The sequence below is a fragment of the Nocardia sp. NPDC058519 genome (assembly GCF_042719755.1).
Lineage (GTDB): Bacteria > Actinomycetota > Actinomycetes > Mycobacteriales > Mycobacteriaceae > Nocardia.
Map to the genome: position 1 here is coordinate 84888 of NZ_JBHXNK010000014.1, position 23124 is coordinate 108011.

The following is a 23124-nucleotide window of genomic DNA, read 5'->3' on the forward strand; positions in this document are numbered from 1 at the left end:
ATGGCAGGCAATGCAGGCACCGACGCGGTCATCCTCGTCGGCGGACAGGGCACGCGGCTGCGTCCGCTCACCCTCTCGGCGCCCAAGCCCATGCTGCCGACGGCCGGGCTGCCGTTCCTGACCCACCTGCTGGCCAGGATCGCCGAGGCCGGGATCACCCACGTGGTGCTCGGCACCTCCTTCAAGGCCGAGGTCTTCGAAGAGCACTTCGGTGACGGCTCCGAACTGGGCCTGGACCTGGAGTACGTGACCGAGACCGAACCGCTGGGCACCGGCGGCGGTATCCGCAATGTGCTGCCCAAGCTGCGCGCGGACAACGTGATGGTGTTCAACGGCGACGTGCTCGGCGGCACCGACCTGGGTGCGATCCTCGACACCCACGAGTCGACCAACGCCGACGTCACCCTGCATCTGGTCCGGGTCAGCGACCCGCGCGCGTTCGGCTGCGTGCCGACCGACGAGGACGGCCGCGTCACCGCGTTCCTGGAGAAGACCCAGGATCCGCCGACCGATCAGATCAACGCGGGTTGCTATGTGTTCCGCCGCGAATACATCGAGAAGATCCCCACCGGCCGTCCGGTCTCGGTGGAACGCGAGGTCTTCCCGGCGCTGCTGGCCGAGGGCGCCCGCGTCCAGGGCCACGTCGACGCCTCCTACTGGCGCGACATGGGCACCCCGGAGGACTTCGTGCGCGGCTCCGCGGACCTGGTCCGCGGTATCGCACCTTCTCCCGCGCTGCCCGGCCAGCGCGGCGAGTCCCTCGTCCATCCCGGCGCGGGTGTGGCACCGGGTGCGCTGCTCATCGGTGGGACCGTGGTCGGGCGCGGCGCCGAGATCGGCGCGGGCGCGCGACTGGACGGCGCGGTGATCTTCGACGGCGCGGTGGTCGAGGCGGGCGCGACCGTCGAACGCTCCATCATCGGCTTCGGTGCCCGCATCGGCCCCCGCGCGCTGGTTCGCGACGGTGTGATCGGCGACGGCGCCAATGTCGGCGCCCGCTGCGAACTCCTGCGTGGCGCTCGCGTGTGGCCCGGCGTGGTCATCCCCGACGGCGGCATCCGCTTCTCCACCGACGTCTGATCCACACGACGCCGGGTCACCGCCGAGACTCTCGGTCGGTGGCCCGGCGTTGTGCTGTTTCAGCTGAAGCCGACGGCCTGGTCGCCCCAGGCGAGGTGCAGGTCGGCGTCGGGGTTGTCCACGACGCGGTCGATCGTGTCGATGAGCAAGGTGGTGCGGGCGGCGGGGCGGTAGTGGGGCCAGTGTTTGGAGCCGTCGATGGCGGCGGGGACACTGTGTTCGGCGAAGGCCAGCCAGCGGCGCTGCATGCGGCCCGAGACCGCGACCGACGCTTTGCGCCCGCCGAGCCAGAAGGTGGGGTCGTGATTGAAGGTGCCGAAATTGCCGAAGACATAAGGCAATTCGGTGGCATGACCGGCTCCGACCCTGGCCGCCTTCAACATCGGGGTGGCGTAGTCGAAGCGGTACATCCAGGTCGGCGAATGCTGGGCATGTCCCTCGGCGACCCATGCCGCAGGCATCCGGAAGGCCGCATCGGTCGACATCGCCAGTGCCCCACGGGTTTTGGTGAGATCCGGGTAGGCCGAGGTGATCTCGGCGATCCGCTCCGGCGACATCTCGGGATGCGACGCGGCGACGTCGCGCAGCATCGCGTTCACCGCGTCGGGCGTCACCGGCATGATCGGTGAGCGCAGCACCCGAAACAGCGACGCCTCATCACGATTGGTGCCGATCAGCAACGGCACACGATGCGACAGACCTTGCTGGAACCGGTCGATCGGGTAGCCCGGCAACAGATTTCCGTCGACGACCGGCGCCGCGGCGAGCCTGCCCGGTTCCTTGATCGGCACCTCGTCCAGCAGCACCGCACCGATCTCGACGAGCTGTTCGATCGGCAACTCGAGCAACCGATTCGCCTCGCCCGGCCCGAGTTCGAGCAGCTCCAGATAGCGCTGCCCGACGACCGCGGCCCGCTCCTGCCCGAAAACCGTGGTGGCTGGTGGACTTTGGACGATCGCCTTGTGGAACAGTCCGCCCGCGACGGGCGAGGTGAGCAGTGCGGTCACGCATCCCGCGCCCGAGGACTCACCGAAGAGGGTCACATTGCCCGGGTCGCCGCCGAACGCGGCGATATTGTCGCGCACCCACGCGAGCGCGGCGAGCAGATCGTGCAGGCCGAGGTTGGCGGTGAACTGCTCGCCGAACGAGGACAGATCGAGAAACCCGAGCACCCCGAGTCGATAGTTCACCGAGACGACCACCACGTCGCCCGCCTCGGCCAGCTTGCGCCCGTCGTAGATGGACTGGGCGGCGGTGCCGAGGCAGTAGGCGCCGCCGTGCACCCAGACCATCACCGGGCGCGGTTCGTCGTCGCTCGGCTCGGGCCGCGGCGACCAGACATTGACCCACAGACAGTCCTCGCCCATCTGCAGGTCGGAATCCACCGGCACCATCGCGCCCATGGCCTGCGGTGCGATATCACCGAAGACCACGCAGTCGCGCACCCCGTCCCAGGGCTTCGGGCGCTGCGGCTCGGCGAATCGAGCGGGTCCGGCGGGTGCGGCGGCATAGGGAATGCTCCGCCATACCGCGACCGGCCCGTCCCAGGTTCCACTGACCTTGCCGTATTCGGTTTCCGCCAGCGGGTCGGCATCGTGGGCTCGCGCGTCCGGATCGAAATCGGGCTGAATGCTCATCGCACACCTCCTAGCCGGCGCGACCGCACGGGTGCCTGTGTATTTGCTCCCGCTGGTCGCAGCACCTGGTGACTCCTTACGAGAGTACGTGCGCACCGCCCGAACACGCGCCCTACGCGCCATTTCCGCAGGTAACAGTTACTCCGCGGTACATGAGAAGCCCCCGTTTCGCGGCGTCACACGGCGGTCACGACGCGGATTCGGCGACGAATGCCGACCCTTTTCTGCCCCCGAGAAGTCCGAGGTCGGCTGCCATCCGGGCCTCCCCCACCCGAGGGCAGCCGACCTCGCGCCGGTTAGCTGGAAATACGCTGAGTTTCGTCGCCGACATAGGCGGCCCACAGTCGCTGATACGGACCGTCGACGCCGACCAGCTCGGCGTGGGCGCCGACCTGCACCAGCTTGCCCGCGCCGACCACCGCGATCAGATCGGCGTCGGCGGCGGTGGCGAGCCGATGCGCGACGACGATCGTGGTGCGGCCCGTGGTCAGCACGTCCACCGCGGCGCGCACGCGTGCCTCGGTGGCCAGATCCAGCGAGGCGGTGGCCTCGTCGAGGATGAGGATGTCGGGGTCGATCAGCTGTGCCCTTGCCAGCGCGAGCAGCTGACGCTGCCCGGCCGACAGACTGCGCCCGTGCGCACCGATCGGCTGGTAGTAGCCGTGTTCGAGTGCCGCGATCATCTCGTGTGCCCCGACTGCGCGCGCGGCCCACTCGATCTCGGCGGGCTCGGCCTCGGGATTGCCGTAGGCGATGGCCTCGCGCACGGTGTCGCCGAACAGGAACGGCTCCTGCGGGACGACACCGAGGCGTTTGCGGAACTCGCGCAGCCGGAACCGGCGGATGTCGACACCGTCGACGAGCACCGCGCCCTCGGTCGGGTCGTAGTACCTGGCGAGCAGCTTGACCAGGGTCGACTTGCCCGCGCCGGTCTCACCCACCAGCGCGACCTTCTGGCCGGGCTCGATTCGCAGGTCGATCCCGTCGAGTACGGTGCGTGCCCGCGAGGAGTACCCGAAGCTCACCGAGCGCAGTTCGATCGCTCCGTCGAGGCTGGTCACCGGGAGTGGATCGGCGGCCTCCGGTGTGTCGACGGGGGTGCGCAGCAGCTCGCCGATGCGGTCGACACCGACCACTGCCTGCTGATAGCTGTCGAACACCTGCGAGAGCTGCTGGATCGGGGCGAACAGCAATTCGATGTAGAGCAGGAACGCGATGAGCGTGCCCGCGGTGAGCACGTCATCTCGGACCTGGTGCACACCGACGGCGAGCACCGCGGCCGTGGCGATCACCGACATCAGTTCGATGCACGGGAAGAACACCGCCATCAGCACCTGTGAGCGCAGCCTCGCGTTGCGGTAGGCCCACGACCGGCGTTCGAATTCCGCCTGATTCACCGACTCCCGGCGGAACGCCTGGGTGACGGTGATGTTGTCGACATTCTCCTGCAGATAGGCGTTGACCGCGCTGACGCGCTCTCTGGCCAGGTTGTACGCGGGCACCGACGCGCGCCGGAATGCCACCGTCGCCACGCCGAGCACCGGCAGCAGCACGAGGACGACCACGGCCAGCCCGGCGTCGATCACCAGCAACGCCGCGACCACACCCGCGATGGTGACCGTGCTGGTGAGTGCGGTGGCCAGGCCGGTCTGCAGAAACGCCGACAGCCCGTCCACGTCGGTGGTCATCCTGGTCATGATCCGGCCGCCGAGCTCGCGCTCGTAGTACTGCAGGCCGAGCCGTTGCAGGTGGGCGAAGGTCTTGACGCGCAGCCCGTAGAGCAGCCGCTCGCCGACCCGCCCGGTGACCCGCACCTGGGCGACACTGATCGCCCAGTCCACCACCACGACCATGATCGCCAGTGCGGCTGCGCCGATCACCACCTCGCGCGCACCGGCCAGCACACCGTGGTCGATGCCGTAGCGCACCAGGAACGGGATCAGCACCTGGGCGATGGCATCGAGTCCGACCAGGCCCAGCCCGGCGAGCAGCGGCCAGGTGAACGGGCGCAGCAGTCGCGGCAGGGAGAACGCGGTGTCGGGGGTGTGCGAGAACGACCGGTCGACCTCGGGTTCCCCGGATACCGGCGGCAGCCGGTCGAGCAGGGCGACGACATCGCCGCTGGGTGGCGCTCCTGCCATCATGCCCCCACCCGCGCCACCGCCCGGACCCGTGGGCGCGCCCGCCGACCTGCGCGCGAACGCCTTGGCCAAGTGTTCCATCGTGCGGTCGTCGTCGGCGTCGACTTCCGGTGCCACCCACAGCTCTTCGGTGGCCGCGCGGGTGGTGTCGCGGTGCGGATCGGCGCCGATGCCGACGACCTCCGGCGGGGTGAACAGGGCACGGAACAGCTCACCGGACTGCTGTAGTTCACGCAGCGTGCCCAGTTCGGCGACGCGGCCGCTGTCGAGGACCGCGACCCGATCGGCGAGCGACAGGGTCGAGATCCGGTGTGCGACAACGATGGTCGTGCGCGTGCGGAGTTCGGCCCCGATCCGCTGGAAGATCTGTTCTTCCACCTGGGCGTCGATGGCCGAGGTGGCGTCGTCGAGAACCAGCACCGGTGCCTCGGTGAGCAGTGCGCGGGCGAGTGCGATGCGCTGGCGCTGTCCGCCCGAGAGTCGTTGTCCGCGTTCGCCGATGGTGGTGTCGAGACCCAGTGGCAGGGCGGTGACGAACTCGTCGGCGGCGGCGAGATACAGCGCGTGCCAGACCTGTTCGTCGCTCGCGTCGGGCCTGCCGTAGGCGACGTTGGCCCGGATCGAGTCGGCCATCAGGTGCGTGTCCTCGAAGACCATCGCCACCCGCGCGCGCGGGTCGGGCAGCTCGCGCAGGTCGACATCGTCGAAAAGCACCGCACCCGAATCCGGTTCGAGCAGCGCGGGCAACAGCGACACCAGGATCGTCTTGCCGCTGCCCGCCCCGCCCGTGATGGCGATGGTCTCACCCGAGCCGACGCGCAGATCGAGGCCGTCCAGGATCGGGGTGTCGTCGAAACCGAAACCGACCGAATCGAATTCGATCGACGGCGGCTCGGCGACTTCGACCCCGTCACGCGCGTCGGTGCCTCGCATCCCCGCCGCACCAGGCACCGCGCCCGCATCGTCCGGCGCTTCGATCACCTCGCGCACCCGGTCCAGCGACGCCTTGCCCTGCTGGCTCACCGTGAGCAGCATCGAGAACTGCCGCACCGGCCCGACGAACGCGCTCAGATAGGTCATGAACGCGAGAAACGTTCCGAGCGTGATGGATTGGCGCAGTGCGAGCAACCCGCCGACGATCAGGATCAGCGCCTGACCCGCCGCGGGCACCGCCTGCACGACCGGAGTGAACCGGCTGGTGATCCGGGCGACCCGCAACCGCGAGCGATAGAGCACGCGCGCCCGCGCACTCAGCTGGTCCAGCTCGTACTGTTCCTGCCCGAAGCCCTTCACCACGCGCACACCGGCCACCGCGGCCTCGACCTGCATCGCCACCTCGGCGGCGCGCGCCTGCGCGTCCCAGTTCGCGGGGAACAGCTGACGCTGACTGCGCCGGGTGACGATCCACAGCACCGGCAGCACGACCAGCGCGATCACGGTGAGCGCGGGCGACATCACCGTCATCAGCACGAGCACCGCGAGCAGCAGCGCCACATTGCCCGCGATCATCGGGATGAGCTGCAGCAACATCTGGATCAACGTGACATCGGTGATCGCCCGGCTCACCACCTGCCCGGTGCGCAACTGCGCCTGCTCGCGCCCGTTGAGCCGTAGCAGCGCGGCGAACAGGTCTCGGCGCAGGTCGTGTTGCACGCCCAGCGACAGTTCGGAGGAGGCCACCCGGCGCGCGTACGACGACCCGAACCTGGCCGCGCCGATCACCAGCAACAGCACCACCCACGGCGTCACCGAGGCCGCGGTGGCGCTGAGTGTGTCGACCACATGCCGCACGACCAGCGGCAGCGCCGCGGTGAGCAGCGCCGCCGCCAGTGCACCGGTGTAGCTGATGACCACCAGTCGCCGGTGCTCGAGACAGCGGCGGGTCAGGTAGCGGATCCAGTCCGATCTCATCGGGCGGCCACGAGCACGTCCGCGTCGTCGAACTGGTTCGCCGGTCGCGCGAGACCGTAGTGGCCACGCAGCGTGGTCTCGGTGTATTCGGTGCGGAACAGGCCGCGCGCCTGCAGGATCGGGACCACCTCGTCGACGAAGCGTTCCAGACCCGATGGCAGCACCGCGGGCATGATGTTGAAGCCGTCGGCAGCGCCCTGACGGAACCAGTCCTCGATGGCATCGGCCACCTGGAGCGCGGTACCCGCGAAGGTGCGGTGCCCGCGACCGCCACCGAGCCGGGCGATCAGCTCACGCACCGTGAGCCGTTCGCGCCGGGCCAGATTCACGATCAGCGTGAAGCGGCTCTTGGCGCCTTCGATGTCGTCCTCGGTGGGCAGATCCTCTGGCAGTTCGCTGTCGAGATCGAGCTCGTCGATGGGCAGCTCGAAACGCTCGGCGAGCTGCTTGCGCGCGTACTCCGGCGAGATCAGCCGGGCCAGTTCGGCATCGAGCGCCTTGGCCTCCTCCTCGGTGTCGCCGATGATCGGGACGATGCCGGGCAGGATCTTGATGGATTCCGGGTCGCGACCCGCGGCGACAGCGCGCGCCTTGAGGTCGGTGTAGAAGGCCTTGGCGTCGTCGAGTGTCTGCTGCGCGGTGAACACGGCTTCGGCGTAGCGGGCGGCGAATTCCTTGCCATCCTCCGACGATCCGGCCTGCACCAGCAGCGGATATCCCTGCGGGGAACGCGGCAGGTTCAGCGGGCCGTCCACCCGGAAGTGCTCGCCGTGGTGCAGGATCTTGCGCACCTTCGAGGCATCGGTGTGGATGCCGAGTTCCTTGTCGGCCAGGATGGCGTCGTCATCCCAGCTGTCCCACAGTTTCGTTGCCACATCGACGAATTCGGCGGCCTTCTCGTAGCGCAGCCGGTGGTCGGGGGTGTCGTCGAGGCCGAAGTTGCGGGCCGCGTCGGCGCCCGCGGTGGTGACGATGTTCCAGCCCGCCCTGCCGTTACTGGCCCAATCCACCGAGGCGAACCGGCGGGCGAGGTTGTAGGGGTCGTTGTAGCTGGTGGAGGCCGTGGCGATGAGGCCGATTCGGCTGGTCTGCACGGCGACCGCGGTCAGGATGACGGTCGGCTCCAGCTTGCCGCTGGGACGGCGACCCGGATCACCCATCAGCACCGGGCTGTCGGCGAAGAAGATCGAATCGAGTTTGCCGCGCTCGGCGGTCTGCGCGAGCTTGACGTAGTAGTCGATGTCGGTGTGGGCGTGCGGGTCGCTCTCTGGCAGCCGCCAAGCCGCCTCGTGGTGACCGACCGACATCAGAAAAGCGTTGAGGTGCAGGTGTTTCGACATGGAGGCGCCTTTCAGGCCGCACGCTCGGCGACGCCGAGTGCGGTGAGCAGGGTGTGACGAATGCGCCCGAACGCGGGCAGGCTCGGATCGCGCTCGCCGACCAGCTCGACCGGGATGTCGAGCGAGAGGCGTCCGTCATCGAGCACGATCACCCGGTCGGCCAGGGCGACAGCCTCGTCGACATCGTGGGTGACCAGCAAGACGGTCGGGCGATGTCTGCTGATCAGGTCACGCAACAGGGCGTGCATCTTGATCCGGGTGAGCGCGTCGAGCGCGCCGAAGGGTTCGTCGGCCAGGAGCAGATCGGGTTCGCCGACCAGCGAGCGGGCCAGCGAAACCCGTTGCTGCTCACCACCGGAGAGTTCCCTCGGCCAGGCGCGTTCGCGGCCGGCGAGGCCGACTTCGGCGAGTACCTGCTCGGCGGCGGCGCGGCGGGTTCGCGGCTGCCCGTAGAGCACATTGGGCAGCACCCGCTGCCAGGGCAGCAGCCGCGAATCCTGGAACACCACCGAGGTTTTCGCCGGTATCCGCAGCGTGCCGTCACCTTCGACGTCGTAGTCGAGTCCGGCCAGCGCCCGCAGCAGCGTGCTCTTGCCCGAGCCGCTGCGTCCGAGCAGGGCGACGAACTGGCCGGGCGCGATGGTCAAGTCGATCGAATCGAGCACCGTGCGGTCACCGAATTTGCGGGTCAGCGAACGCACCTCGACCCCGGTGACCTCGGGTTCGCTCACCCCGCGATAGTGCGTCGCCATGACAGCACCCTCCGTTCCACCAGCCGGATCGCCGAATCCGACGCCAGACCGAAGATGGCGTAGACGACCAGGCCGACCAGGATCACATCGGCCTGTCCATAGTTCTGCGCGTTCGACATCATCTTGCCGAGACCATCGATGGCGTTGACCGTCTCGACCACGATCAGCACCAGCCAAGCACTGGTCACCGACAGCCGCAGACCGAGGAAGAAGCCGGGCAGCGATCCGGGCAGCACGACGCTGCGAATGAACTCCGCACGCGAAACGCCCTGTACCTCCGACAGTTCCACGAGCTTCTGGTCGATCGTGGTGAGCGAGGCGTGGGTCTGGATGTACATGTGCACAACCACACCCAAGGTGATGAGTACGAGCTTGAACTCCTCGCCGATGCCCAACCACAGGATCATCAGCGGGATCAGCCCGAGGGTGGGAATGGCCCGCTTGATCTGGACCGGGCCGTCGATGAGCGATTCACCCCACCGGGACAGCCCCGCGATCACGGCGAGCGTGGTGCCGATGAGCACACCGAGGACCATGCCGATCAGCACCCGTTGCAGCGACACCCCCAGGTTGGCCAGCAGTGGCCCGTCGACCAGCAACTCCCAGCCGGTCGCCAGGACGGTCCACGGCGCGGACAGTTTGCGCGAGTCGATCAGTTCGAGCAGTGAGCCCGCGGCCCACGCCCCCACCAGCAGGACCACGCCGAGCAGGCGGGCGGCGGGGAAGGCCTTGCGCAGACCGAGCCGGCGCAGGGCGCGCCGCTCGACGAATCCGTCACCGGACGGTGCGGAAACCGGAATCGCGGTGCGAGACAGAGCGATGGTCATTGCTGCCCCTTCGTGCGATACGGCGCCGACACCGCGTCGAACGCGATCTTCTCGAATCGGCGGTCGAACAGATCGGCGGCGGGGAAGGAATTACCGAAGAAACCGGCCTTGGTCACCAGATCGATCGTCTCCTGTTCCCAGGCGATCGCCTCGTTCCAATTCTCCGGGAAATACGGCTTTTCCGTCGTGGCGACAATGCGTTTGCCGTCCTCGACCGAGACCGTCTGATCCTTGACGTAATACGCGTCGATCCATTCCGTGGGATGCTCCCAGGCCCAGACTTCGCCGCGTGCCCAGAATTTCACGAATTCGGCGACGGCGGCGGCTTTGCTGTCGTCACGCAACACCGAGGTCGGCGCCCACAGGACGGTCAGCGCGTCGACGGCGGGAGTGTCGATCGCGGTGGCGCCGTCGACGCGGTACTTGTCGAGGTACTTGGTCAGGGTCGGTTCCCCGAACGGGGCGACGTCGATTTCCTTGGCCTGCAGGGCGGTGAGGAACTTCGTGCTCGGCAGCTCCACGAGCTGCACCTCGTCGGTGCGGATGCCTGCCGCCTTCAGCGTGCGCAGCACCACCAACCCCTGGGCCTGGCCCGGCGAGAAGCCGATCTTCTTCCCGCGCAGCCCATCGAGGCCGGTGAAGCTCGACCCGGGGGCAGTGGCCAGCTTGTACAGCGGGGTCGTGCGCACCTTGACACCGACGATCTTGGCGTCGAGGCCGCTGGCGTGCGCGTGGATCGGCGGAATGCCCGCATTGGTCGCCAGGTCCACCGAGCCGCCGCGGAAGGCCTGGATGACATCGGGACCGGCCTGCACAGCGGGCCACGACGACACCGTGAACCCGAGCTTGTTCAGTTCTCCCGAGGCGGTCAGTGCCACTTTGGCGGTATTGGCCGCGACCGCGAGCGAGACCCCGGCGGGCACCTCGGTGGGCAGCGGGCTCGTCAGTGCGGCACCGTCCTCGTCGCCGGTGGCGCAGGAGACCGCGAGCAGCGAAGCCGCTGCGGCGAGCAGTGCTATTTGTCGAATACTTTTACGCAAGGTGATTTCCCGGATCTGATCGAATAATTATCGGCGACGGAATTCGAACCGCGACAACACCGCACATCCGACGTGACCCGGGCGACGCCGGACTGCATTTTGTTCATAGTGTCAACTGTCGCGTGTGCCGCCGCTTCCGGTCAATATTCGACTGTCTTAAAATAACCACGAATCAAACTGCCTGCGCGACAACCGTGCTCAGTGGATCGCTGAACAATTCCTGCAACACCACCCCGGCGGCCGCCATCACCAGCACCTGACCGGGGAACGTCGACGCGGAGATCACCTCGGCCGGGTCGGCGCCGATGGTCGAGTGGGCGCGCACCGCGTCGTCATAGGCTTCCCGGACGCCGGGAACCGTGATCAGGCCACGGTCGATCAGTATCAACGCCTCCGGGTCGATCAGATCGATCAGTGCCGCGGCGACCTCACCCATCACCGTGGCACGCTCGATGAAGTACCCGCGTTCGGGGCCACCCGCCGCGGCCGCCGCCACCAGCTCGGGGAAGCCGCCGACAGTTTCGGCACGTGCCAGCAACGCGTGGTCGCCGAGTGCGTCGAGGGCGAATCTGTTGGTCGTGCCGAGCAATCGGGCGATCGAGCCCGCCCCGGAGTGCGGCCCGTAGTGGACGCGGCCGTGCACGGCGATGGCGGCGTCGATGACATTGCCGACGAACAGCACGATCGAGCTCGCCGAGCCGCGCAAACGTCCGTAGAGCTGTTCGGCGTGCACCGTCGCGCGGGTATGGCTGTCCACACTGACCGGTAAACCTGTTCTGGCACTCAGGTATTCGCGCACCGGCACATCACGCCAGCGCAGATAGGAGTGTTCGACGACCGAACCGGTGGCGGTGTCGACACGGCCGCCGATCGCCACCCCGAGCCCGTGGATCCGCACCTGCTCGGCGAGGTTCGCCCGGACCGCGCGCACTCGCTCCAGTACGGCGTCGAGGATGTCGAAGGGGGCATGGGTGCGATGGGACACCTGCTCGCTGTGCAGCACCGAACCGGCGATGTCGACCACCGCGACGGTGATCTGCACCGCCGCGATATGCACCGCGATCACCACATTGCCGACGGCGTCCAACGCGATCGGACTGTGCGGCCTGCCCACGCCACCCGGCCCCGGTGACTCCGGCAGTTCGACGAGCAATCCCGCCTCGACCAGCGCCCGGCTCTGCCAGGTGACCGTGGCAGGCGAGACCCCGGCGTGTCTGGCCACCACGCTGCGCGGTGCCGACCCGAGGTCGAGCACCGCCCGCAATACCGCCCCCGCGCTACTGTTCGCCATGCGCCACCTCGCCATCACCGCCGTTCGCTCACGGTACGGAGCGCAGCGGCCACGACGAAGCGTTCGGCGCACCGTGATCGCAAGCATCGGCCCTTACACTGGGCCGATGCCGAACTACAGCTTCCGGTGTCGTTCCTGCGGCGACACGTTCGATGTCAACCGGCCGATGGCGCAGTCCTCGGACCCGGCCACGTGCCCCGTCGGCCACGATGACACCGTCAAACTGCTCACCACCTTCGCGGCGGTGGGGCGCGGCTCGGCTCCGGCCCCCGCGCCTGCGCCACGGCCGGCGGGTGGCGGTTGCTGCGGTGGTGGCGGCTGCTGCTGACCCCGCCGAGGCCGCGGCTGTCCGGTCGTCAGTCGCGGCGGTCGACGTGGCCGAGGTCGCGGTCGGGTGCGATCCGGTCGCGAACTCGCTGCTTGAGGACGGCGATATCGGGGAAACCCCCGTCCGCTTTGCGTTCCCAGAGCTGTTCGCCGTCGAGGGTGATGCGGAAGATGCCACCCTGGCCGGGGACCAACGCCACCTCGCCGAGTTCGGTGGCGAACGTGGTGAGCAGTTCCTGGGCCATCCAGCTCGCCCGGAGCAGCCAGCGACATTGGGTGCAGTATTCGATCGCGATACGGGGCACCTGAGCAGTATCGCTGCTTCAGGCCTGGAACGTGCCGTCGAGGTAGACCCACGCCCCGTCGACCCGCACGAAGGTACTCAGCTCGTGCATGGCGTCTCGCGCGCCGTCGAGCTTGTAGTGGGCGATGAATTCGACCGTGCCGTTGTCATCGAACGGCCCGCCACGCTGCGTGCCGACGATCTCGAGGAACAGCCACCGCTGATCCTGGTCGAGCTCCAGCTCGGCCGGGCGAGTGCTGGGATGCCAGGACCGCAGCAGATAGTCCACATCGCCGACGACATAGGCGGTGTACCGGGACCGCATCAGCGTCTCCGCGGTCGGCGCGGCCTTCTCCCCCGCCAGAATCGGCCCGCAACACCCGTCGAACGGCTCGCCACGACGACACGGACACGGTCTCACTTCACCCATACCGCCCATCCTGCCGGACCGGCCTGCCACCTCCCGCACCCCAGGTCCGCCGGCGTCGATCACCCGAACGGCTGTTGCGCGAGGGGAGCGAGCTCCAACGCCCGCGCGAGGTCAGCGGTCTGATCCCGCCAGCGCCGCAGATCGGTGACACTCGGCGCCATCTCGTAGTCGAGGTGATGCGCCGCACGCGACAGCGCCGCCCACAAGGCACCGATCTGACCAGCGGTCTCCGGCCCCGCGTACACCCGCAACGCGAGCAGCTGCGCCCGCATCGGACACCGCATCAACTCCGGCGCCACCTGCGCCCACAACTGGTCCACCGCCTGCTCGAGCGCCAACCGCAGGATCCACGCCACCGCCCGCGACCACACCCCACCGGCATCCGACACCGACCCGTCCAGCAAGTTCTCGGCCGCTTCCAGCCGCTGAGCCACCGAGGGCCGCGGGCTGAACTTCGCGCGAGCAGGTCTGCCGCGACGATTCACGACCCCACCGTACCGGGACGGCGGCGCGCGGCCGTCGGGTCGCGTCGCTGCCTGCAGACTTTCCCCACGAGCCCACTCACCTGCGCACCGCGGCTGGCTCGTGGGCTCGGAGCCAGGTGATGAATCGTTCGGTGTCACTGATCAATTCACGCATCGGACGGTCGATCGGCACGTGCGCGCCCGCGGTGGCATCACGAAGGACGCCGACGAGCCAGCGTCCGCCGACCGCGCTCAGGTGCTTGTTCAGGTCGTCCACGCGGGCGCCGACGCCCATGATGGCGAGGGTGATCATGGCGCGGGTGGTGTGCGCGTTGCGCACGCGCCGTTCCACTTCCCCGTGCTCGAGACCGCCTGCCAGCAGTTCCTGGCGGGCCTTGGCCAGCCCGGCCGCCTCGATCGCCGAACGGCAGCAGGTCGCGACGAGTTCGTCGGCGATGGCGGCGGGAAGCTGCGGTGTGCGCAGCAGGGATCGGGCGTCGTCGAGATAGCGGCGAACCGGGTCGCCGGTCACCCGCACCTCGACGATCGAACGCTCACGACGCTGGACTTCGAGCACCGTCGCATCGAGCTGCATGCGGCGCACGGCCTCGGCGAGGCGCTCGTCGTGGGTGAACACCACCACCTGTCGCCCCGCCGCCACCTCGGCGAGCACCCTGGCCAGCCCGTCGACCTTCGCGGGATCCATCGCCTGCACCGGGTCGTCGATCATCACGAAACGGAAAGGGCTGTGCGCCACCGTGGCTCGTGGCAGGAACAGCGACAGTCCGAGCGCGTGCAGCTCACCCTGACTCATCACCCCGAGTGCCGCGCCGTCCACTTCATCGACGGTGACGTCGAGCAACACCCGTCGCGCCGTCCCCGCACTGCCCTGCAACCGGATCGCACCGAGCTCCACATTGCTCTGCTGGCGCAGGGTGCTCCACACCCAGCGCGCCGTGGTCTCCAGCGGCCGCATCCGTTCCCCACGGATCGTCGCCGTCGCCCCTTTGAGCCAGTCGGCCGCTTTCTTCACGATCCGCAGCTCACTCGCGTGGTCGGCGACGGCGCGGGCAGGGTCCAGCCAGGCGAGAATGCGCGGGACCAGCGGCGACCACACCGCATCGAGTCGATCCAGCTCGGTGCGGGTGTCCCTTTGCAGTGCACCGAGTTCCACAGCGAGGTCGGCGTGAACAGTGCGCAGTCGATCCGGGAGCTGATCGTCGAAGTCGGCTGTCGCGAGCGGGGCCCACTCCGACCAGAGCTGTCCTACGATTTCGCGCTGTTTACGCAACGAGTCCGATGTGCCGTGCGAACCGGGTTGCCCCGCCGAAACGAGCTCGATCGGCAGCTCCGTAGGGAGGGTGCGGGCCGCTACGAGAGCGGTGTCGAATTCCGCCGTGGCCGCCCGCAACGCCGCGAGTTCTGTGGTGCGGTGCGCGATTTCGGAATCAGCGGCAGCGAGCCAGTCGGCATCGAGTTCGTCGCGTCCGCAGACCGGGCAGGGGCATGAACCCGCCGCCGTGACGTGTTCGCGTGCCCGCGTGAGCAATTCGAGAACTCGCAGATCGGCGTCGGTATCGACCGTCGCGTGGCGCGACACATTCCGGGCCGCTTCGGCGAGCCGGTCCGCCGTGGCGGCGACCCGGGTGGCATCGGGCACCGTCAGCCGCAGGATCGCGCGCAGACCCTCCGGCCCATCGATACCGAGGACCGAGCCGGCTACCGCGCCTGCCACGGCGTCGAGATCGGGGTCCGGGGTACGCAGCAGGTCGGCTACCTCGCGAGCACGCTCGTCATCGGCCTCGGCGAGCTCGACCAGCAGGTCGGCGCGCGACTGACGCGAATCCCGCACGGCACGTTCGAGTTCGAGTTTGCGCAGCCTGATCTGCTCGGCCGCGGCGGCCAGCTCGTCGAGGCCGAGGAGGCGATGTAGCGCGTCGAACAGGTCGCTCGGCTTTCCGTCGACGAGCGCGCCGAGTTCGCTGTAGGACAGGAACGGCCGGTACAGATCGAGCCGTTGCCGCCGTCCGTGCGGGTCGACCGAGGCCGCCGGTTCGGATCCGCGCTGCTCGGTCCACTGCGCGTCGGCCAGTTCCGCACTCGCGTCCCAGCTGGTGGCGACCGAGAGTTGCGGCTGCTCGCCCGCGGTGAGCAGCTCGACATCGATCCGGGCGGTATCGGGTTCGTGCAGGTTGCGCCAGCCCTCCCGCCACGCGGTCGAGCGGCCGTCCCAGCGCCGATTTCCGCCGGTCAACGCGAACTCCGCGGCCTCGGCGAAACTCGACTTCCCGCTGCCGTTGCGACCGACCACCAGCGTCAGACCGGGCCCCGGATTCAGCCGCAGCGTCGCCGCGGGCCCGATCCCACGAAAGCCCTGCACGGTGATCGACCGCAGGAAGACCCCGGTATCACCGGAATCCGTTGCGGCCGAGTCACCGTCGACAGCTGTGAGCGCGGCGAGCACGCATGCGGCGACCCGTTCCTCCACTGCCGGGTCGGCGGCGAGCTCGCGTGCGACCACCTCGGCGATCCGATCCGAGCACACTTGCGACATCCCCCTTCGCGTCGGCGCGCAACGCGGCGATTTTGGTGGAAACGCTACCCGATCGCCGGATGTTCGCCCAGGGGATGCGCAGGGCCCCAGCGAATCTGCCCGCGGAGGTGGAATGGCCATCGCGGTACCTCGGCGGCCCTCGATGTCCACCCCTCGCCCACCCCGGCGGGCAGCTCGATGAGGTGTTCACACCCGCGTTACGCTGCGTCGAGCAGCGCGGGCGGTCCGGGCGGTGCCGAACAGATCAGAATGCCAGACATCGCGGTTCACGGCAAGGGCTGGAGCACGAAACTTCTACAGCTCCAGCATTTTCCAGGTACCCGGCCGCCAGGACCGCTAGTTGTCGGTGGGTTGCGGTAGATATTCGGCGAACAGAGAACGGGGGAAACCGATGACCGAGCAACGCACGCCGTGGACCGAGGACCAGGTCCGCGCGCTCGCGCCCGACGCGAGCTCGCTGGCTGCCGCACGCAAGCTGGCCGGTCGCTGGCGCGAGACCGGCACCGCCGGTAATGCGGTGTGGGGGCTGTGTCAGGGCAGCGGCGCCAAGCCGTATCAGGCGATCGTCGACCTGGACGGGCCCGCGTACAAGTGTTCGTGCCCGAGCCGCAAGTTCCCCTGTAAGCACACGCTGTCGCTGTTGCTCACCTGGTCGAGTGGCCAGGCGCCCACCCGGGATGCCCCCGCCGATTTCGCGGCCGAGTGGCTGGCTGGGCGGGCCGCGAAGGCCGCCGCGCCGCCGAAGGCCAAGGCCGCGAGCACGCCGTCGCAGGCCACCGCCGAGCAGCGGCGCAGCCGCGTCGCCGCCGGGCTCACCGAGCTGGAGGTCTGGCTGACCGACCAGATCCGCACCGGCCTGGCGCAGACCGATCGTTCGTTCGCCGCCTACGAGGCGATCGCGGCACGGATGGTCGACGCCCAGGCGCCCCGCATCGCCGAGACCCTGCGCAGGTTGCCCACCGCGGTCGTCACCACCGAGCACTGGCCCGAACTGCTGTTGCGCGAGTACGCCCGCCTGCACCTGCTGGTGCTGGCCCATCGCGGGCTCGATGCCCTCCCCGAGCCGCTGCAAGCGGGAGTTCGCACCCATGTGGGCTACCCGACGTCGGCCGAGTCGGTCCTGAGCGAGCCCGCCGTGCGGGATCGCTGGCTGGTGCTCGGCATGCGGGTGAGCGAGGAGGAGCGTCTGCACACCCGCCGCACCTGGCTGCGCGGTCGTAGCAGCGGACGATGGGCCCTGCTCATCGAACACTCCTTCGCCACACCGAATTTCACCGGCGAGGTGCCCGCGCCCGGCAGCGAGGTGGACGCCGAACTGCACTATTACCCCGGCGCGGCATCCCTGCGCGCGCAATGGGGCACCCGCCACGGCGTACCCGAACCCTTCACGACCGTCCCCGCTGTCGGCGGCACCACGATCGACGACGCGCTGGACGCCTACGCGGGCGCGTTGAGCGACGATCCGTGGCTGCGTGCCTGGCCCGCGCTGCTCACCGATGTGGTGCCGGTGCTCGACGAGCACGGTTGGCAGCTCGTCGCGTCCGACGGCACCGCGCTGCCGCTGCCCGCCGGCGTGCGCCCGTGGCGGCTGGTCGCCGTCGCGGGCGGTCACCCGGTGACGGTGTGCGGCGAGTGGCGAGCCGACGGCTTCGACCCGATCTCGGTCTTCAGCGCGGGCGAGGTGAGCGACCTGGAAACCGAGTTCCCCACCGAGACAACCCCGACTCCCGCGCTGGCCGAACTCGTCTCGGTAGCCCTGCTCGGCACCGCGCGCCGCAGCGCCGACGGCGTCCACCTCGACTCCGCGGTCGCCACCGCCGTACCGCAGCACGCGGGCGAACCGGCCACCCGGCTGCTGCACACCGCCGCCCTGCAAGACCTGTACCTGCGCGGTGGGCAACTCCCGCGCACCGCGTCCAAACCCGAACCCGCCGTGGATGATCCGCGTCCTCTCCTGCCCCGCCCCGCCGCCGATCGCCTCAGCAGACTCCTCGCGGACAAATCCCCGTTCCTCACCGAGTGGTTCGCCGCGGCAGCACCATTCGACTTCCGGCTCCCCGATGTGCTGTGTGTGCAGGCGCTCTCCGCCGCCTCCGACAGTGCGCTGCGAGCGCCACTACTCCGGCTGGCGGGCCGCCGCGGACGCTGGCTCGCCGCCCGCAATCCGGCCTGGGTGAAACTGGTCGACGAGTTCCCTGCCGATGCCACTACATCGTCGGCGGATGGGGCAGCCGAAAACAGGCAGCCGGAGCCGACCGCGAGCGCCGACATCCACGTCGGCACCGACCCGAGCACAACCAGGAACGCCGGGCCGACGTCGTCTACAGATCACGGCGCCGATTCGGGCTCCGGTGCAGAGCCGGGCGCGCACGATGTCTGGTTGTTCGGCACATCCGGCGAGCGGAAGGACTGGTTCGCGCGTACTCGCCAGGCCGATCCGACCGCGGCCCTGGCCGTGTTGACCGCGGCATGGCCGAAGGAGTCGGGACAGGTCAAAGCGGAGCTGCTCGGGCTGCTCGCCGATGGGCTGAGTTCGGCGGACGAAGCCCTGCTCGAGCGGGCCCTCGACGATCGGCGCGGCGATGTCCGGCGTACCGCGACCACGCTGCTCAACAAGCTCCCTGACGCCGCTTTCGGGCGGCGGATGGCAACGCTAGTCGCGTCGTGGATTCAGGTGGCTGAAGACGGCACCGTAGAAGTGACGGTGCCGTCAGAGCTCGACGTGCAGGCCCGGCGCGACGGCATCACCGATGCGACCGATCAAGCGAAATTGCGCTGGGACACCCCTGATTCGACGATCACGACCCTGCACCAGGCGATCGCCGCAACGCCGCTCACCGCGTGGGCCCCGATCGTGCACTCCACCGGCGAGAACACCGCGACCACCGCGCTGACCTTGTCGCTGCCGCCCCGCTATGCCAAGGCGATCGTGGACGGCTGGGTCGACGCCACGCTCGCCCAGCACGACACCACCTGGGCCCGTGCGCTGTTCGCCCACGCGACACCGACCGAGCAGGCCGTGCTCCGGCGTCGCGAACTGTTCACCCTGCTCGATGCCTCCGACCGGATCGAGCACGTACTCGATCTCGACGCGCACCAACTCAACGAACTCCACGCGATCCTGCCCGGCCTCGATCACCCATGGCCGGAACCCGTCGCCACCCACGTGCTGCGTCTGCTCGGCGAGCGCGCCCGCACCACCGCGCGTCAGCCGCATGCCAGTGCGGGCGTGTACACCGACCGGGCGCTGCTCACCGCGGCGAGCGTCCACCTGCCTGTCGAGCTCGCGACGCGCATCACCGCGCTCGCCGACACCACCGACGATCCCGCCTGGCAACAGGCATTCCACCGACTCGCCCACGATCTCACCGACCGCGCCACCATGCTCGAGGAGCTGCGATGACCACCACCGAACCGTCGACCACCCTGCTGCGCCCCCACGCCGAACAGGCCTTCGCCGACGAACTGGCCGCCCTGAACCGCGTGGACGACCGCGTGCGTCCACCGTCCTGGAAACTGTCGCCGTGGGCGGTGGTCACCTACATCCTCGGTGGCACCCTCGACGACGGCACCGTGATCACACCCAAATATGTCGGCCCGCGCAGGCTGATGGAGGTCGCGGTCGCGACCCTCGCCACCGACCGCGCACTGTTGCTGCTCGGCGTGCCCGGTACCGCGAAAACCTGGGTGTCGGAGCATCTTTCGGCGGCGATCAGTGGCGAGTCGACGCTGCTCGTGCAGGGCACCTCCGGCACCGCGGAAGAAGCGATCCGCTACGGCTGGAATTACGCCCGCCTGCTCGCCGAGGGGCCGAGCGACGCTGCCCTTGTCGCGTCGCCGGTGATGACCGCGATGCGAACCGGCGCCATCGCCCGCATCGAAGAACTCACCCGCATCCCCTCCGATGTGCAGGACGCGCTGATCACCATCCTTTCGGAGAAGACCCTGCCGGTTCCCGAACTCGGTGGAGAAGTGCAGGCGGCCAAGGGTTTCAATGTCATCGCCACCGCCAACGATCGCGACCGTGGCGTGAACGATCTCTCCTCGGCGCTGCGCCGCCGTTTCAACACCGTCGTGTTGCCGCTGCCCGCCGACGAGGATTCCGAGGTCGCCATCGTCAGCCGACGCGTCGAACAGCTGGGCGCCGCACTGGAATTGCCGACCGTGCCCGCCGCCGCCGAGGAAGTCCGCCGCGTGGTGCGGGTCTTCCGCGAACTGCGCTCCGGCATCACCGCCGACGGCCGCACCAAACTCAAATCCCCCTCGGGCACGCTGTCCACCGCGGAGGCGATCTCGGTGATCACCAACGGCCTGGCCCTGTCCGCCCACTTCGGCGACGGCGTGCTGCGCGCCTCCGACATCGCGGGCGCCGTCCTCGGCTCGGTGATCAAGGACCCGGTGGCCGACACCGTGGTCTGGACCGAGTACCTCGAGGCCGTCGTCCGGGAACGCCCCGACTGGGCCGATTTCTACCGAGCCTGCCGCGAAATCGCCGGCTGACGCCCAACCGCCGGGGAGGACGGAACACACAGCACACATGGGGTTTTCGATGACTGAACAACAGGGCGACACCGGATCCGCGCCCGATACCGGCACACTGGACGATCCGGGCACAGACGCGAAGGCAAGCGTCGCACCGGTCGCCGGTACTGCCTCGGTGACGCGGGTCTTCGGCATTCGCCACCACGGTCCGGGGTCGGCGCGCTCCCTGCGCCACGCGCTCGAGGAGTTCGGTCCCGACGCCATCCTCATCGAAGGACCGGCCGACGCCGATCCCCTCGTCGGGTTCGTCGCCGCCGACACGATGACCCCACCGGTCGCGCTGCTCGCCTACGTCCCGGATTCGCCTGCTCGCGCGGCATTCTGGCCCTTCGCGGTGTTCTCGCCGGAATGGCAGGCGATGCGCTACGGCGTCGACCACGCCGTGCCCGTCCGCTTCTGCGACCTCCCGGCAGCCAACGTCCTCGCCGCCGAGGACGACGCTCGCGGTGGCGGTTCCGACCCACTCGCCGCGCTCGCCTCGGCCGCGGGCTACGACGACGCCGAACGCTGGTGGGACGCCGTCGTCGAATCCGTCCCCGACAGTGCGGCTTTCGACGCCATCACCGAAGCGATGACCGCCCTGCGCGAGGACGCCCTGCACTCCGCGACCGGGACCACGACAACCGCTCCGCCGCGGCTCGGCGTGTCTACGCCGAGCGACACCGAAATCCCCGACCCGGTGTCCGTATCGCCGCTCGACCCTCCGGAGCTGTCGGAGAAACCCTCGACAGCAACCGGATTCGAGTCGCAAGCAGACACGGATCGACAAGACGCCCCGATCGCGCCACTGATCGTCGACCATCACACGCTGGTCCGCGAGGCGCATATGCGGCAGGTGATGCGGCAGGTGCTCAAGGGTGGCGCGAAGCGACTGGCGGTCGTGTGTGGCGCTTGGCACGCACCGGCGTTGGTCGAACCGCTCGGCCCGGCCGCACCGGATACGCGACTGCTCAAGGGGCTACCGAAGACGAAAGTCGCGTTGACTTGGGTGCCGTGGACGCATTCGCGGCTGGCGGCAGGCTCGGGCTACGGGGCGGGCGTCACCTCGCCCGGCTGGTACCACCATCTGTTCACCGAGACCGAGCGGCCGGTGGCGCGCTGGCTCACCAAGGTGGCGGGGGTGCTGCGCGAGCACGATCTGCCGGTGTCGAGCGCGCACATCATCGAAGCGGTGCGGCTGGCCGACACCCTCGCGGCGTTGCGCGGCAGGCCGCTGGCGGGATTGTCCGAGGTCACCGAGGCTGTGCGGTCGGTGATGTGCGGTGGCGACGAGACCATGCTGCGGCTGGTGATCGATGAACTCGTCGTCGGCGAGACGCTCGGCGGTGTCCCCGAGGACACCCCCACGGTCCCCTTGGCCGCCGATCTGCGGGCGCGCAGCAAAACCCTGCGGCTCAAGCAGGAGGCGCTCGCCCGCACAGTCGACCTCGACCTGCGCAAGGAACGCGATGTCGAACGCTCGCATCTGCTGCACCGCCTGCGCCTGCTCGGCATCGACTGGGGCACTCCGACCACCGGTGAGGTCCGCAGCACCGGCACCTTCCGCGAGACGTGGACCCTGCGCTGGGAACCGGAATTCGAAGTCCGGATCGTCGAAGCAGCGGTCTGGGGAACGACCCTGCGCACTGCCGCGGAGACGAAGATCCTCGACACCGCCAGCCGCGACGACGTCACCGTCACTGCTCTCGCCGATGCGCTGGAAATGGCCCTGCTCGCCGACTTGGGCGGTGCCACCGAAGGTTTGATCACCAGGCTCGAAGCCGCCGCCGCCCTCGACCACGACGTCACCCACCTGCTCGGCGCCCTGCCCGGCCTGACCCGCACGCTGCGTTACGGCGATGTCCGTGGCACCGACACCAAGGCACTGGCCCACGTCGCCGACGGCCTGCTGGTACGGATCTGCGCGGGCCTGCCCGGCGCCGTCACCGGCCTCGACACCGATGCCGCGCAGGCCCTGCGCACCCAGATCGACGCCGCGCACACCGCCATCAGCACCCGCGACGACGAGCACGCCAGCACCGAATGGCTGGCGACCCTGCAACGCATAGCCGACCGCGACGACGTGCACGGCGCGATCGGCGGCCGCGCGGTGCGCCTGCTCTGCGACGCCGAACGCATCGACGACGCCGACTCCGCCCGCCGCCTCGCCGCCGCGCTGTCCGTCGGCAACACCCCCGCCGCGAAAGCCGCCTGGATCGACGGCTTCCTCGGTGGCCGCGGCCTGCTCCTGGTCCACGACCGAGAGTTGCTGCGCCGCATCGACGAATGGCTCCGCGGCCTCAACGAGGACCAGTTCGTCGCCACCCTCCCGCTGCTGCGCCGCACCTTCGGCTCCTTCGAATCCGGCGAGCGCCGAGCCATCAGCCAGGCCCTCCGAGACACCGGCTCGGCACCGACCACACCCGCGGGCCCCACCGCCGTCGATCCGATCCGCGGACAACGGGCCCTCCGCGCGGCGACCGCGATCCTCGGAGCCGCAGGGTGACCACCTCCACAGACCTCGAA

At 69.2% G+C, this 23124-nt stretch carries 16 protein-coding genes; 5 read left to right on the forward strand and 11 right to left on the reverse strand.

Features of this window, described 5'->3' with window-relative positions; all coding sequences use genetic code 11:
• The gene (locus ACFWPK_RS17525) at positions 1-1080 is read left to right on the forward strand and encodes a sugar phosphate nucleotidyltransferase (RefSeq protein ID WP_378916851.1); all 1080 of its coding nucleotides are present in this window, start codon (positions 1-3) and stop codon (positions 1078-1080) included.
• Positions 1081-1139: 59 nt separating this feature from the next.
• Here the strand turns inward: ACFWPK_RS17525 and ACFWPK_RS17530 are convergent, their stop codons facing one another.
• From ACFWPK_RS17530 to ACFWPK_RS17560, 7 genes are all read right to left on the reverse strand, one after another.
• Complete coding sequence (locus tag ACFWPK_RS17530; RefSeq protein WP_378916854.1) at positions 1140-2717, reverse strand: carboxylesterase/lipase family protein; 1578 nt, start codon at positions 2715-2717, stop codon at positions 1140-1142.
• Between the two features lie 296 nt (positions 2718-3013).
• Positions 3014-6769, reverse strand: a complete 3756-nt coding sequence (locus tag ACFWPK_RS17535; RefSeq protein ID WP_378916857.1) for an ABC transporter ATP-binding protein — start codon at positions 6767-6769, stop codon at positions 3014-3016.
• Positions 6766-8109 carry an LLM class flavin-dependent oxidoreductase gene (locus tag ACFWPK_RS17540; RefSeq protein ID WP_378916859.1) on the reverse strand — a complete coding sequence of 448 codons (1344 nt, stop codon included), beginning with the start codon at positions 8107-8109 and terminating at the stop codon, positions 6766-6768. Before ACFWPK_RS17540 ends, ACFWPK_RS17535 begins: the two co-directional genes overlap by 4 nt.
• An 11-nt stretch (positions 8110-8120) precedes the next feature.
• Positions 8121-8861, reverse strand: coding sequence for an ABC transporter ATP-binding protein (locus ACFWPK_RS17545; RefSeq protein WP_378916862.1), 741 nt, complete (start codon positions 8859-8861; stop codon positions 8121-8123).
• Positions 8837-9688, reverse strand: coding sequence for an ABC transporter permease (locus ACFWPK_RS17550; RefSeq protein WP_378916865.1), 852 nt, complete (start codon positions 9686-9688; stop codon positions 8837-8839). Before ACFWPK_RS17550 ends, ACFWPK_RS17545 begins: the two co-directional genes overlap by 25 nt.
• Positions 9685-10728: an ABC transporter substrate-binding protein gene (locus ACFWPK_RS17555; RefSeq protein ID WP_378916867.1), complete on the reverse strand. Its 1044-nt coding sequence runs from the start codon at positions 10726-10728 to the stop codon at positions 9685-9687. The genes ACFWPK_RS17550 and ACFWPK_RS17555 overlap by 4 nt, the downstream gene beginning before the upstream one ends.
• Before the next feature lie 172 nt (positions 10729-10900).
• On the reverse strand, positions 10901-12019 hold the full coding sequence (locus ACFWPK_RS17560) for an ROK family protein (protein ID WP_378916870.1): 1119 nt from the start codon (positions 12017-12019) through the stop codon (positions 10901-10903).
• Between the two features lie 106 nt (positions 12020-12125).
• Between ACFWPK_RS17560 and ACFWPK_RS17565 the strand changes: the two genes are divergently transcribed.
• Positions 12126-12347, forward strand: a complete 222-nt coding sequence (locus ACFWPK_RS17565; protein ID WP_378916873.1) for a zinc ribbon domain-containing protein — start codon at positions 12126-12128, stop codon at positions 12345-12347.
• Between the two features lie 28 nt (positions 12348-12375).
• Here the strand turns inward: ACFWPK_RS17565 and ACFWPK_RS17570 are convergent, their stop codons facing one another.
• The 4 genes from ACFWPK_RS17570 to ACFWPK_RS17585 form a co-directional block, all read right to left on the reverse strand.
• The gene (locus ACFWPK_RS17570; protein ID WP_132369677.1) at positions 12376-12651 is read right to left on the reverse strand and encodes a SelT/SelW/SelH family protein; all 276 of its coding nucleotides are present in this window, start codon (positions 12649-12651) and stop codon (positions 12376-12378) included.
• Between the two features lie 18 nt (positions 12652-12669).
• The gene (locus ACFWPK_RS17575) at positions 12670-13068 is read right to left on the reverse strand and encodes a YchJ family protein (protein ID WP_378917019.1); all 399 of its coding nucleotides are present in this window, start codon (positions 13066-13068) and stop codon (positions 12670-12672) included.
• Positions 13069-13118: 50 nt separating this feature from the next.
• A complete protein-coding gene (locus ACFWPK_RS17580; RefSeq protein WP_378916876.1) occupies positions 13119-13544 on the reverse strand; it encodes a hypothetical protein in 426 nt (141 codons plus the stop codon).
• Positions 13545-13620: 76 nt separating this feature from the next.
• Positions 13621-16077 (reverse strand): AAA family ATPase, encoded by a 2457-nt coding sequence (locus tag ACFWPK_RS17585; protein ID WP_378916879.1) that lies wholly within the window; start codon positions 16075-16077, stop codon positions 13621-13623.
• 391 nt (positions 16078-16468) lie between these two features.
• Between ACFWPK_RS17585 and ACFWPK_RS17590 the strand changes: the two genes are divergently transcribed.
• The 3 genes from ACFWPK_RS17590 to ACFWPK_RS17600 are packed head-to-tail and all read left to right on the forward strand — an operon-like array spanning position 16469 to position 23104.
• Positions 16469-19480: a DUF5691 domain-containing protein gene (locus tag ACFWPK_RS17590; protein WP_378916881.1), complete on the forward strand. Its 3012-nt coding sequence runs from the start codon at positions 16469-16471 to the stop codon at positions 19478-19480.
• Entirely contained in the window at positions 19477-20577 is a 1101-nt protein-coding gene (locus ACFWPK_RS17595) for an AAA family ATPase (RefSeq protein ID WP_378916884.1), read from the forward strand. The genes ACFWPK_RS17590 and ACFWPK_RS17595 overlap by 4 nt, the downstream gene beginning before the upstream one ends.
• A gap of 49 nt (positions 20578-20626) precedes the next feature.
• On the forward strand, positions 20627-23104 hold the full coding sequence (locus tag ACFWPK_RS17600; protein ID WP_378916886.1) for a DUF5682 family protein: 2478 nt from the start codon (positions 20627-20629) through the stop codon (positions 23102-23104).
• Positions 23105-23124: the final 20 nt, after the last annotated feature.